Below are 13,420 nucleotides of genomic sequence, written 5' to 3' on the forward strand. Positions count from 1 at the left end.
ATAACTTGTTGTTATAGTCGCCTGCGGGCTATCGGGGACAAGCCCACTATAACCAAATTATGTTAAATATATTTTGAGAGTTAATATTTTATTTGATCTAAACTTTGAATTATTGAAGATAAGCCTTTATCCCATGGTCTGTTTTTGAGTTCCTCCTTCAACCATTTTTTTGCTGTTTCAATATAAGTAAAGGCTTTATCATCATAGAAACGATTTATATATTCTTTTGCTTGTTCTGCGTATCTTATAGCATGGAAAACTTTTCTTTTATCATCTTTAAAACATTTTTCTAATATATCCATACTATTATCCAGTTGAACTCTTATTGATGATGTTTCTTCGGAGCTATTAATATTAGCATCAAAAAGTATTATGGCATGCGAGTTTCTTATAGAAAAATATTTATTATTTGTTTGAGTTATAGCTTTGTCTATCCATTCAAATGCAGTTGTGTATTTTTTCTTATAAGCAAGATATAAAGCTCCTTGTTGTAGAACATAAGGGTTGTTAAAGTCCATATCATAAACTTTTTCATAAAATTCCATACCTTCTTTCCAATTAGGAAAAGCTTTTGCAACTAGAATTTTATCATATGCATATTTTCTAAAAACATTATAATGTGGAATTCTTGTGTTAGGAACATTGTTTAATGTTTTATTCATAACACTTTTCAAAACTTCAGATGAAACAACATCGATAATAGTCTCTGCGATGAAGTATGATCTAGGATAGTAATAGTCTTGATCTTCTTCTAAATTTAAGTCACCTGAATAATCTCTAACTAAATCTTCTAGCTGATCCCTTAGATCAAAAATTTCAGAATAATTATTATTAATTTCATCACTAAAATAGCTGTATAACATGTCAAATGATAATGGAATTCTACAATTATGTGAATAAGCAATTAATACAAGAAATTCAGTAAGTTTATTATCATGTTTTTTAAGATTTTCGAATACTTCAATAAATCTTTTTTTAATTGTGTTATGTTTTACGTTACGTTTAACAAATTCAAAAATTGTATCTTTTTCATAATTCTTACTTTTTTCAGTATTTAATCTTATAGATCTTGTAGCAACAGGTAGGTGGTCAAATATACCTTGTAAATCTGTATCATTTAACTCTGTTACATTATAAATATTAAAGTTTTCGGTTTTTATTAAATGTGATATAGCTGAAAAATTATGAGTTCTTTCGATTCCTATTAGTTTAATGTTTTTAAATTTAGACAGGTAGATAAAAGCATCCAATGAATCAGAAAAATTGTCAATGAAAACTATAGTTTTTTTTCCATTTGATCTGTTCGCAATTAATTCCGCTTTATTGAGTTGAAGATTTTCAAATATAAGTTTTATATCATAGTCAAGCTCTATAGCAATCTGCATCATTAAAGTAGTCTTACCTGATACTGGCGCTCCTTGAACAACAAGGTTTTTGTCTGAGTAAATTAAATTTTTAATTTTATTAAAATGTGAAGTTTTGTAAATCTGATTTGAGAATACATCATACCATGTTGGAGGATTTCCACTAAAAAACTCTAAAATAGGTCTAACTGGCAAATTTTTATTACTTCTAGGAATTATATTTTTACTAAAAAGAAAAGTAATTTCTTGGTTATTTCTTTGATTAGATATTGAATTTTCTATTTTTAAATTTTCTAAATAATCCAAGAAATTTTCTGTATCAGATATAATAATATTGAATCCAAGGGCTTCATAATAAAGTACTATATCATCCTCATTATTTGTGATTATAATCCATTTATCTTTATGATTCTCTGGGTTAGTATTAGAAGACGTAAGGGCTTGTATAACACCTGTGTCTTGTATTTTATATCCCCAAAACAAAGTGATTTTTCTTTCAAAGTCTAAAGCAAGTTGATTCCATATTTTAGGATTAGAACTATATGCGTTAGAAATAGAAGAAACGTCAAATATCATTTTACGTTCAGGATACCTAACATTTCCATGTAAAGCTGAAAAATCAACAGCAAGCTTATCAGAATAACTCTCTCCATTATAAGTTACATCATTAATATATTTTTCATCAATTTTTTCATAAATCTTATGTACTAGATCGTCAATATTTGTTGTATATATATTCTTAGGATTTAGTTTATCAATATTTGTATATCTTTTATCAAAAGTACCTACAGAGAAATTTTTTCGAAGAAAGTTATAAAAATCTTCTCTTTTAGAGTTTTCAAGAATTGTAGATATTTGAGCTAAATTTAGGTTTAAATTTAGCTTAAATTCGTTCTTTATTTGTTCATTTAGCTGCTCTCCAATTGGAAGCTTTTCTAATTTATTATTTTTAGCGAGAACTGAAAAACCAGCACCTAAAAAAAGATTAGATCCTTTTATTATTTCATTTTCGAATAAATTTTGATTGTCAAATCGTATCATTTATAAAAATTTAAAGAAGTTTATTAATTTAATATGCAATATAGTAAATTAAGATATTTTCTAGCTATTTAATTAATATTCCAGATATAAAAAACAGAGAAAAGTATTTTTTTATATTTTTTTACTACAATTACAAACCTTACAATTCCTACAAAAAATTTTTTATAAAATTTTCGAAGACGTAAACTACCCTCGAATAACCCCCATCTATTTTTGGAAGATTTGGAATCCCCCTCACCACTTTTTAAGAGAATGGTTTTTTCTGGTGGATTTATTCATCCTCCTGTGATTCTAAATTAATGTTTAACAAACGTAGAGGTAAACAAACTTGCTTGTTTTTGATACTAAATCATCAACAAAATTTATCTCTACTCTAAAATCTTATAGCCAAAAATGAAGGTATCAGAAATTAAAATCTCATACATGAATGAAGTTGATGAGAAAATCAAAGTTTTGGGAAGTAGCGAAGTTTATCAAGTTCTTAAAGCGAATTGGGATTTGGATATAATTGAACTTCAAGAAGAGTTCAAAATATTATTACTAAATCAAGGGAATCAAGTTTTAGGAATTAAAAGTATGTTTAAGGGCGGAATAAACACTTGTAGCATAGATGTAAGATTAATTATGGGAATGGTATTAAAAGCTAACGCATCTGCTCTTGTAATAACTCATAACCATCCAAGTGGAAACTTAAATGCGAGTGAATCGGATAAACGAATAACTTCTAAAATCAAAGAGTGTTGCGAGTTATTTGACATTCGATTGTTAGACCATATTATTATGGCTAAAAATTCTTACCTTAGTTTTGCAGACGAAGGAATTCTTTGATTTAAATAAAATATACGAGTAGGGTTGAAGATGATAATTAGTGGAAATCATCCCCGATTTCATCCCCTTTAGAAGGTTTTTATAGCTAAGATATTGATATTTAATACATATCCTTAATCCCGCCAGCTCCACAAATCTCCTTTAAAAAGTTTTAAAGGAGGTTTTTTTATTAAGAAAACTAAGGTTCCCAAATAATACGTGTCATCACATCAAGGTTGGTTCCTGTATGTTTGGTGATAGAAACTCCAGTAACCAAACCAATCATTAAATTGTGTTGAATAGCCAATCTAATTTGAGGTCTTAAAGTATAATGAAATCCATTGCGGTCAATATCCATATTATTTTCAAGTCCAATAAAGTTTTTCGAATTTGGTAAAACATACATCATACTTGCGTTTATAGTTGCTCCAACATCTAATTTTTGCTCTTTATAATGATGTTCGAAAATAGGTCCTGTATAGATTAATGTATTAAAACTATTAAAGTTTTTAGCTCCAATAAAAACAGGATTCATTTTCATACCCGTAAATACAGAGCCTTGATGTCCTATTTTTTTGAAATTATTGAATTCAAATTCATGAACATAAGCTACAGCCAAAGACATTTTTTGTTTTTCATTTACTAAAAAAGTATATTGAGTTGCTAATTTTAAACCTTCAATTTTATTGTTCGGAACATAAATAGAGCCATCGTTATTATCGCTTTTGTGATTAAAAGAAAAAGGTACTTCAACCTCCAATCCCAAACGATCTGCAACAGCCCATTCATACTCAATAAAACCATTATATTCATTATATCCTTTTTTTGAGGTCACTCCAACCCCTACATTTATCTCAGCTTCTCCTTTTCTTGCTCCCAGATCGCGCATCAAATCTGTATACAATGGTTCTGCATGATCAACTTTAGGTTTTAATGTTTTTTGTTGTGATTGAATCGTGATGATTGAATCATTTTTTGTCTGGGCGTTAGTTGAAATTGTAATGAAAATTGTAATGAAAATTGTTGTCAATATTGTTAAGAAAAACTTCATTTGTTTATTATTTTGAAGCAAAGGACAAAGAAGATTTAGGAAGAAATTAGGAATTGAAGTTTTACCGCTTTAAAAATCTAACCTATTAAATTTTGAAGTTTTTTGATACTTATCATTTTAAGAATAATAAAAACTATCTTATCTTAGTCGATGAATTAACACCACATTTAAGAAAATCAAACAATTATGAGTTCCTACGAATATTATAACTTTCCGATACAGTTGATAAACGGTTTTTTAGATGATTCTAAAAAAGTTTTGATTGATATTTCACATTATTGTATTTATAGAGTTTTTATAGATAATTTCGAGAAATATTCGGGTTCTTTTACAGGTTATCAGAAGGCTTGTGATGATTTTGGAATTGAATTTAAAAATGTTGCTGCAGCTTATCAAAATGGTAAAGATTTGTATGAAGCAACAATAGATAAAAGTCCGATGGTTGGAATGACTTCTGAAATGTATTGGGATTATATGACCAATGAAAAATCGGAATTTGAGAAGGTTTTACTGCTTGGGGATCTTGCTTTTAAAAGCATTTTAGGTGCAAAATCGTATATAAAATTGGATAATAAATATTGGTTTAGCCGAATGAATGGTTCTGTAAAATCAATTGCGAAAGAAGAAATTTCTCCAAAACTTCAACGTTATTTGAACGAATATCAAACTAAAAAAATTAAGAATCAATTAATTGCTGGTTGGGGATTAGCTTCGTATTCAAGATATAATCGCGGGTTTTATGTGAGTTATAAAATGACATTGGATGATTTGGCTTATCATGCAGAAAAGATTCGAAAATCTACTCAAGATAAAAAAATCAAAAATGATGTAAAATCTGCTCACGAAAAAGCATTAGAGAGATTGGAGAAGGAAGGTCAATAGTGTATATATTTTTATAGTACAAAAAAACCTGAAGATTAACTTCAGGTTTTTATTTTATTTACGTTTAAAAAGGTTTTTAAAAAATCTACCTTTATTATGATTTTCACCATATCCGTACCCATATCCGTATCCATATCCGTATCCTTTTGTAAAGTCAACATCGTTAACAACCATTGCCATGTTTTTAAGACGGTTATCTTGATATAATTCTTTAGGAATAGCCAACATTCGTTTGTCTAAATAATTAGCACGAACAACGTACATTGTAATATCTGCACTGTCAGAAATTAATAAAGTATCAGTAACTAAACTAACAGGCGCAGTATCTATTAATACATAATCATAGTTTGCTTTTCCATATTTGACAATATCATCAAAACGTCCGTTCATCAATAGCTCTGATGGATTCGGAGCTACTTGTCCAGAATAAATAACATCAAATTTGTAATCAGCAGGATTTTTGATAATGATATCACTAATATTAATATCATTCGAAATTAAGTATTCTGTAACTCCATATTTGTGTCTATACTGATCAGTAATTCCTAAATAATCTAAAACTTTTGGACTTCTAATATCTGCTCCAATTAATAAAACAGATTTACCTGACATTGTTAATATTTGAGCTAAATTAGTTGATATAAATGTTTTACCTTCTCCGCTTGTAGTAGAAGTTATATAGATAGACTGAGGATCTGTTGAATTTTTAAGTAAAAAATTCATGTTTGTTCTAAGAATTCTAAAAGCTTCAGCAACACTAGAATTATCATTTTGCTCGATAATAGAAATATCACTTTTAGGTACTTGCCCAGCAATTGGAGCTCCCACAGCATCTTCAACATCCTCCTTAGAGTTTACATTGTTATTTAATAATTTATATATATAAATACATATAAAAGGAATAACTAATCCTAGAATTAGCGCCCCTAATAGTATAATACTTTTCTTAGGTGAGACAGGAACCTTAGAACTATAAGCATAGTCAATAACTTTTATATTCTCTGGTGTAGCAGCTGCTTTTATTTCGTTCTCTTCACGTTTTTGTAATAAGAATAAATATAAAGCTTCAACAATTTGCTGTTGACGAGAAATATCTCTAAAACCTCGTTCTTGGCTTGGTACTTTTTGTATTCTGCTTGTTATTTGATTTTGTTTGTTCTGAATTGTGCTTAGAGTTGTTTGAGTATTATTTCGGTACAAACGCAAACTATTCTTCAAGTTTCGTTTAACATCACCAATTTGCTCCTGTAATTTAACCACATTTGGATGTTCGTTTGTAACTGATTTTAACATATCTTCTTTCGTTAAAACCAATTCATTATACGAAGCAATTTGTGACGCAATTGTTTGATCTTGTAAACCAATATTAGTTGGCAAAAGATCCGTTTTGTTAGAATTTAAAGCTGAATTCATGTAATCAACTAATTGTAGCTGAGTAGATGATTCTAATAATTTCTTTTCATTATCTGATGCATTTTGTAAGAAAATATTCGCTTCAGAAGTAACATCAGTAATGTTATTGCTTAATTTATAACGTTCTAAATCTCTGTCAACACCTTGTAGATCGCCTGTAACAATATCTAACCTCGAATCGATAAATTTAGAAGTAGCTTCAGTCAATTTATTATTATCTGTAACAAGATCTAAATTGTATTGATTAATCAAATCATTGATGAATTTTTTGGAAATATTCGGTACTGTTCCTACTAAGCTAAAGTTAACAACTTTAGAATTTTTATCGCTGTTAGGTTCAATCTGGATTTTTGACTGATAATAACTTATTGTATAATCCAATGAATATAACTTGATTAAATATTCGGCATCAATACTTTTTGCAATATTCTTATTTGGGCTGATGATAATATCACCAAAATCGGTGCTAATCTTTTGTCCAAACGAATAGGTGTTGGCTTCTTTTGTATTTCTATTTGAAAGCTTAAATTTAGTCGTTGATTCTATCTTAACTTCTAATTCTTCAAATAATTCTTCATTCAGTTTATCTGCTTCATTCAAAAACAAAATTTTGATAGGCGATTCAGCAGCAGTAGTTTCAATTTCAGCAATTCTACCAACACTAAAATAGCGAATATTAAAATTATTTTGTTCAACCACTTTAGAAATTAAACGTCTTGATTTCAGAATTTCGATCTGGTCACCAACTTCTGCATTAGAACTCGTACCAAACATAGTTGCTGCATCTGCCAAACCGGCTAATTCACCCGCCGCTGATTCTTTCTCATTTAATAAGATTTTTGCAGAAACTTGATATTGTTTTTGTGTATATTTTAAATAAAATAACGCCCCTATAATGGCTACGATTAATCCCAAAACAAACCATTTCCAATAATATAAATATTGTTCTAAAACTTGTCTAAGATTAATATTCTCTTCTTCTTCAAAAAAAAAGTTATTTGTCGAATTATTAATTTGATTCATCTTACCTTGTTAAAACAGAAATTACAGAAATAATAACACCTGCCATAGAAATCCATAACGAATAGTTAGGTGTAAATTTTGATGCAGAAACTTGTGCAGAGTTTGGCTCTACATAAACCACATCGTTTTGTGCTAAATAATAAACAGGAGAATTGAGAGCAGATTCAGATGTTAAATCAACATTGAAACGTTCTTTTACACCATTACTTTCTCTAATTACTGTTACATTTTCTCGTTTTCCTTTTATAGTTAAATCTCCAGCCATTCCTAAGGCATCTAATAATGTAATTCTTTCTGTAGGAACTATAAAGCTTCCTGGACGAGTTACTTCTCCTAATACACTAATTCTGAAGTTTACAAAATTTACATTAACACCTGGATTAACCACATATTTACTGACTTTGTTTTTAATTGTTTCAATCGCTTGACTTCTTGTTAAGCCTGCCAATTTGACATTACCCACCATTGGTAAACTAATATTTCCATTCTCATCAACAGTATAAGTTGGACTGTATGGAGATATTGTATTACTATTCGCTGTAGTCTGAATAGTACTCATTTGATTAAAAGGAGCCACTGCAGCAACATCAGCTGCTGAAATAACAATTGCTAATTGATCGGTTGGTTGTATTTTTGGTATATGTTGTTCAAAATTAGTTGTTAATTCTTCTGGGGTTTGAAAATAAACAATTTCTTTACTTGAGCCACACGACGTAACTACAATTAAAGATAGAAGACATAAAAATTGGAAAATTTTATTTTTCATAAATTAAGTTATCAAGTTTTTCAAATTCGGAGTTTTGAGATTTAAATTCAGGTACTATCTCTTTTATTTTAGCCACTAAATGCATGACTTGTTCATGTTTTTCAATAGTTGATGACATTAAGCATAGTTCTTCAATTAGTTTTTTATTGTCTTGACATTTGTTTGTGTTAACTTTTGCTATCATTATTTTTTGATGATGAGTCTTTACTGTATTTTCATCATTTGCTAATAATTCTTCAAAGATTTTTTCACCTGGACGCAAACCTACAATTTTTATATCAATTTCTTCAGGATATTTAAATCCACTAAGTCTAATCATCCTTTTAGCAAGATCAATAATCTTCATTGATTCGCCCATATCGAATACAAAAATCTCTCCACCTTTTCCCATAATAGCTGCTTCAAGAACTAATTGACAAGCTTCTGGTATTGTCATGAAAAAACGAGTGATATCTGGATGTGTTACAGTTAATGGACCTCCTTTTTCCAATTGACGCTTGAATAAAGGTATTACAGAACCATTAGATCCTAACACATTACCAAATCGTGTGACAATATAATTAGTTTTAGAAATTTCATTTGTACAATTTACATAAATTTCGGCAACTCGTTTAGTTGCGCCCATCACGTTTGTAGGATTTACAGCTTTATCAGTAGAAACCATTACAAACTTTTCAGCACCAAATTCATTTGCTAAATCAGCAATAATTTTTGTTCCATAAATATTTGTGTTGATCGCCTCATAAGGAAATTTTTCCATCAACGGAACATGCTTATATGCAGCTGCATGAAAAATAATTTGTGGATGATATTTATCAAAAAGACTTAACATCCTTTTTCTGTCTCTGACACTCGAAACGATATAATCTATTCTATTTTGTTTTTCTTCAGAAATTTCATTTTTTAAAGACTGTTGAACATCATATAGAGCCGATTCTGCCTGATCAATCAAAATTAGTTGAGCAAAATCCATCATAGCAAGTTGCCTAGAAATTTCACTTCCTATAGAACCTGCAGCACCAGTAACAAGTATTACCTTACCTTGTACATTTTCATTAATAATAGGGTTTTTCAACTTAATTGACTCACGACCTAATAAATCTTCAATTTTCAATTGTTTGATTTGTGCAGGCTTGTATGTACCATCAATCCAATTAGAAATAGGCGGAATTATTTTTATATTTACATTCAAATCTTCTAAAGATTTAGAAAGGTTTAATAACTTATTAGTTTTAATATTTTGAATAGAAATAATGATTTCTGAAATATCATTTCGTTCAATGAATTTATCATCAATATCATTTATAGAATAAATTTTTACACCATCTATAAATGTTCCAATTTTAGAAGGTTTGTCATCAATAAAACCTACAACTTTATAATTAAACTGAGTATCATTTTGTAAAATATCTCGAGTAATTAATCCGGAATCTCCAGCTCCGTAAATCAATATTTTTTGTTGAGCTTTATTTTTAGAGAAAAAATAATCGTAAATCCATTTGTAATATAATCTAGCGATTACCATTAAGACAGTTGAAATAAACAAATGCACAAATATCACAGAATAAGACATTCTGAATACATATGTAGTTGTTTCGCTTTGAGATGTATTTGCCTCTATAAATTGTCTGTAAATAAAGGATATAAAAAATAATATTAAGAAAGCTGTCGTATTAGATACAAACACATTTTCAGCATCTTTTAATCCTGTTTTTTTTACAATTCCTTTATATGTTTTAAAATATAAAAAACAAAGAGTATATATTAACGTAATAAAAGGAAGTTTATAAAAAAGTCTTTCCAAATTAAAGGTGTTTAGAAAGCTGTTTAAGATAAAGTTACTTAATATGTAACTGACAAAAACAATAAATATATCTATCACCAATACTACCCATCTTGGAGTATTAAAGTGTTGGTTAAAAGGATTCAATATTATAGTAATTTAAGTGGTGATAAAGATAATAAAAAAATCAGGAATAGAGACTCCAAAAAATGGAAAAATCTACCCCTGATTAATATCTTAAATTAAGAGAGAATTATTTTACTCTGAAAACAACTCTTCTTGCTAATTGATGAGAAGAAACTTGAGAATTTTTGAATTCTTTATCTTCACCTTCACCAACTGTAGTTAATTGAGAAGCATTAGCTCCTTGACTAACTAAAATAGCTTTTACATTTTCTGCTCTTCTACGAGATAAATCTTTGTTGTAAGAATCACTTCCAACTGGGTCAGCGTAACCTAAAATGTCGATTTGAGCATTTGGCTTAGCTTTTAAGTACTCAGATACAAATTTGATACCTCCAACTGATTGTTGATATGGTTTATCAGAATTGTAATCAAAGTAAACGTTGATAATACCAGAGTTAATCATTTGTTCTAAGAAATCAGCATCGTTAACGATAGTTGTATTTCCTCCTGCATTTTGTTTAATGTATTCTTCAATATTATCTGGAATACCATTACCATTATGATCAATAGTAACACCTTTAGTATCAACTACAGCGCCTGGAGCTGAATCTGGCTCTTGATCTAAGTAATCAGCAACACCATCTCCATCAGTATCTTTTAACATTTGTTCGATGTTGGCAATTCTGTCTTCTAAATCTTTTCTTGTAGTTTCAAAAGTCCAATCGGCATGTTTCTGGTTACCTCCAAGATAGAATGTTAAACCTAATGTAGCATTCCACATATCGCCATCTAAACCTCTTGTATCCATTTTAGAAGTGAAGTCATAATTGTTTTGTTGGCGAATGTTTCTGATGTAAGTAACGTCACCTGTTAATGCAATACGATCAGATAATTTTAATTGAGGTGTTAAACCTACAATAATATTACCCATATTATCTGCATTATCAAACAAACCATCATCTTCTCTTGTCATCCAAGAGTAACCAGCACCTGCATGTGCTAATAAACCAATAGATTTAGTCCAATCTTCAAAGTTCATAATACGACCTAGATTTGCTACTCCTTGTAAGTCTACACGGTAATAGTTTGTTCTAAATCTTTTAGAATCTTCACCTTCTTTTAAACGATCATAAGCTCCGTCTAATTTTAAACCAAATTTAGGATTAAACATATAACGAACACCTAAGTCTACATGGTAAAAACTTGGAGTTTGCATAAAGTAACCATTAGAAAAACCTTTAGTTGCTTTGTTTGCTCCACCATTGGCCTCAATAGACCATTTGTTGTAATCATTGTTAACTGTTTCAGTAACTTCTTGCGCTTGAGCAAAAATCCCTAATCCAATTACACTTAATAGGTATGAAATCTTTTTCATGAGGAAAAATTTAATTACAAAATTATATAAATTGTTAAAAACGAATAAATAAATAATGTTAAAAAAGCTTACAACTAACGAAAGTCATAATATTTTTTTGTGATTATTTTAACGTCCAAAAAAAGACTTCAATAATTGTGCCGAAATTAATTTTTAGTTTTCTTATATCATTTTCAAATCATTTAAATTATTTTTGCACAAATATTTCCCAAAACAAACAATGGAACAATCAGCATTTCTTTTTTCAACCAGAGGATCATTAGAATTAGCACAAAAAATTGCCGATCAATATGGTCAAGAACTTGGTAAATCTAAAATTGTAGAGTTTAGCGATGGCGAATTTGTGCCAGCTTTTGAACAACCAATTCGCGGTGCTCGCGTTTTCTTAATTGGTTCAACAATGCAACCAACAGACAATTTAATGGAATTACTTTTAATGTGTGATGCTGCAAAACGCGCATCTGCTAAAAGTATTACAGTTGTTATTCCTTATTTTGGTTTTGCTCGTCAAGATCGTAAGGATGCGCCACGTGTGCCAATTGGAGCAAAATTAGTTGCGAAAATGTTAATGACAGCTGGAGCAACTCGTGTAATGACTATGGATTTACACGCGGATCAAATTCAAGGATTTTTTGAAGTTCCTGTTGATCATTTATTTGCTTCAACAATTTTCGTTGAATATATCAAAGGTTTAGGTTTAGATAATATTTGTATCGCTTCTCCAGACATGGGAGGTGCTAAACGTGCAAATACATATGCTAAATACCTTAATGCAGATATCGTAATTTGTCACAAAGAACGTAAAGTTGCAAACCAAGTTGATAGCATGATGTTAATCGGTGAGGTAGAAGGTAAAAATGTTATTTTAGTAGATGATATGATTGATACAGCGGGTACACTTGCTAAAGCTGCTGAATTGATTATGGAAAAAGGAGCAAAATCTGTTCGTGCAATTGCAACGCACGGAGTTTTATCTGGACCAGCTTATGAGCGTCTTGATAACTCTCTATTAACGGAAATTGCTATAACTGATAGTATTCCATTAAAAAATACTTCCGTATCTAAAATAAAAGTATTATCTTGCGCTCCGCTTTTTGCTGATGTTATGCATCTAGTACATAGCAACAAATCTATTAGTCAACGTTTTGTTATCTAGTGGTTTAACTAAATATTAAATTATTTTTATTATATACATATTATTATGAAGTCAATTACAATTCAAGGTGTAAAAAGAGAAGACTTAGGTAAAGTGGCTACACGTAACCTACGTAATGCTGAACAAGTACCTTGTGTGGTTTACGGTTCTGGAGAGCCTATCCACTTTTCAGCTGATGAAAAAGCATTCAAATCATTAGTTTACACTCCAGATGCTCATACAGCAACTATCGAGTTAGCTGATGGAGCTAAAATTCAAGCAATTTTACAAGACATCCAATTTCACCCAGTAACGGATAAAATCTTACACGTAGATTTTTACCAATTAAACGAGGACAAACCAGTAACTATGGAAGTTCCAGTTCGTTTAGTAGGACGTGCTCGTGGTTTAGTAGCTGGTGGGGTTTTACGTTTCAACATGCGTAAATTAAAAGTTCGTGCTATTCCAGCAAACTTACCAGACGAAATCGAAATCGATATCACTCCAATGAGAATTGGTCACAAAATGTATGTAGAAACATTGAAAAATGATAACTACACATTTGCTCATCCAGATAACGCAGTAGTAGTAGCTATTCGTACTTCTCGTAACGCTGTTAAGGATGCTGATCAAGACGAAGACGAAGATTAAGAA

Annotated in this window: 10 protein-coding genes; 4 read left to right on the forward strand and 6 right to left on the reverse strand. The window is 29.9% G+C overall.

What is annotated here, in order from left to right; translation table 11 throughout:
- Window positions 1–80: 80 nt before the first annotated feature.
- On the reverse strand, window positions 81–2,405 hold the full coding sequence (locus N5E64_RS05500; protein ID WP_280036198.1) for an SIR2 family protein: 2,325 nt from the start codon (window positions 2,403–2,405) through the stop codon (window positions 81–83).
- A 393-nt stretch (window positions 2,406–2,798) separates the two neighbouring features.
- Between N5E64_RS05500 and N5E64_RS05505 the strand changes: the two genes are divergently transcribed.
- A complete protein-coding gene (locus N5E64_RS05505; protein WP_280036199.1) occupies window positions 2,799–3,233 on the forward strand; it encodes a JAB domain-containing protein in 435 nt (144 codons plus the stop codon).
- A 178-nt stretch (window positions 3,234–3,411) separates the two neighbouring features.
- Here N5E64_RS05505 and N5E64_RS05510 read toward each other — a convergent pair whose 3' ends face one another.
- Complete coding sequence (locus N5E64_RS05510; protein ID WP_280036201.1) at window positions 3,412–4,263, reverse strand: HAEPLYID family protein; 852 nt, start codon at window positions 4,261–4,263, stop codon at window positions 3,412–3,414.
- A gap of 186 nt (window positions 4,264–4,449) precedes the next feature.
- On the opposite strand from N5E64_RS05510, the gene N5E64_RS05515 reads away from it, so the two are divergent.
- Window positions 4,450–5,145: a hypothetical protein gene (locus N5E64_RS05515; protein WP_219034502.1), complete on the forward strand. Its 696-nt coding sequence runs from the start codon at window positions 4,450–4,452 to the stop codon at window positions 5,143–5,145.
- 54 nt (window positions 5,146–5,199) lie between these two features.
- Here the strand turns inward: N5E64_RS05515 and N5E64_RS05520 are convergent, their stop codons facing one another.
- The 4 genes from N5E64_RS05520 to N5E64_RS05535 all read right to left on the reverse strand — a co-directional run bounded on the left by N5E64_RS05520 (window position 5,200) and on the right by N5E64_RS05535 (window position 11,631).
- On the reverse strand, window positions 5,200–7,581 hold the full coding sequence (locus tag N5E64_RS05520) for a polysaccharide biosynthesis tyrosine autokinase (protein WP_280036204.1): 2,382 nt from the start codon (window positions 7,579–7,581) through the stop codon (window positions 5,200–5,202).
- 1 nt (window position 7,582) lies between these two features.
- Window positions 7,583–8,347, reverse strand: a complete 765-nt coding sequence (locus tag N5E64_RS05525; protein ID WP_280036207.1) for a polysaccharide biosynthesis/export family protein — start codon at window positions 8,345–8,347, stop codon at window positions 7,583–7,585.
- Window positions 8,337–10,283 (reverse strand): polysaccharide biosynthesis protein, encoded by a 1,947-nt coding sequence (locus N5E64_RS05530; protein WP_407933291.1) that lies wholly within the window; start codon window positions 10,281–10,283, stop codon window positions 8,337–8,339. Before N5E64_RS05530 ends, N5E64_RS05525 begins: the two co-directional genes overlap by 11 nt.
- 100 nt (window positions 10,284–10,383) lie before the next feature.
- Window positions 10,384–11,631, reverse strand: coding sequence for an OmpA family protein (locus N5E64_RS05535; protein WP_280036212.1), 1,248 nt, complete (start codon window positions 11,629–11,631; stop codon window positions 10,384–10,386).
- A 220-nt stretch (window positions 11,632–11,851) separates the two neighbouring features.
- Here N5E64_RS05535 and N5E64_RS05540 point away from each other — a divergent pair, with 220 nt between their 5' ends.
- Both N5E64_RS05540 and N5E64_RS05545 read left to right on the forward strand, forming a co-directional pair.
- Window positions 11,852–12,787 carry a ribose-phosphate pyrophosphokinase gene (locus N5E64_RS05540; protein WP_038336277.1) on the forward strand — a complete coding sequence of 312 codons (936 nt, stop codon included), beginning with the start codon at window positions 11,852–11,854 and terminating at the stop codon, window positions 12,785–12,787.
- A gap of 45 nt (window positions 12,788–12,832) precedes the next feature.
- On the forward strand, window positions 12,833–13,417 hold the full coding sequence (locus N5E64_RS05545; protein WP_038336278.1) for a 50S ribosomal protein L25/general stress protein Ctc: 585 nt from the start codon (window positions 12,833–12,835) through the stop codon (window positions 13,415–13,417).
- Window positions 13,418–13,420 lie beyond the last annotated feature (3 nt).

Origin of the sequence: Empedobacter sp. GD03739, assembly GCF_029843245.1 — a bacterium.
In the GTDB taxonomy this organism is placed as follows: domain Bacteria; phylum Bacteroidota; class Bacteroidia; order Flavobacteriales; family Weeksellaceae; genus Empedobacter; species Empedobacter falsenii_B.

Bases quoted from the DNA above. Each gene is read 5' to 3' on its own strand.
- N5E64_RS05500 (WP_280036198.1), bottom strand. From the start codon at position 2,405: ATGATACGATTTGACAATCAAAATTTATTCGAAAATGAAATAATAAAA.
- N5E64_RS05520 (WP_280036204.1), bottom strand. From the start codon at position 7,581: ATGAATCAAATTAATAATTCGACAAATAACTTTTTTTTTGAAGAAGAA.
- N5E64_RS05535 (WP_280036212.1), bottom strand. From the start codon at position 11,631: ATGAAAAAGATTTCATACCTATTAAGTGTAATTGGATTAGGGATTTTT.
- N5E64_RS05515 (WP_219034502.1), top strand. From the start codon at position 4,450: ATGAGTTCCTACGAATATTATAACTTTCCGATACAGTTGATAAACGGT.
- N5E64_RS05525 (WP_280036207.1), bottom strand. From the start codon at position 8,347: ATGAAAAATAAAATTTTCCAATTTTTATGTCTTCTATCTTTAATTGTA.
- N5E64_RS05510 (WP_280036201.1), bottom strand. From the start codon at position 4,263: ATGAAGTTTTTCTTAACAATATTGACAACAATTTTCATTACAATTTTC.
- N5E64_RS05505 (WP_280036199.1), top strand. From the start codon at position 2,799: ATGAAGGTATCAGAAATTAAAATCTCATACATGAATGAAGTTGATGAG.
- N5E64_RS05540 (WP_038336277.1), top strand. From the start codon at position 11,852: ATGGAACAATCAGCATTTCTTTTTTCAACCAGAGGATCATTAGAATTA.
- N5E64_RS05545 (WP_038336278.1), top strand. From the start codon at position 12,833: ATGAAGTCAATTACAATTCAAGGTGTAAAAAGAGAAGACTTAGGTAAA.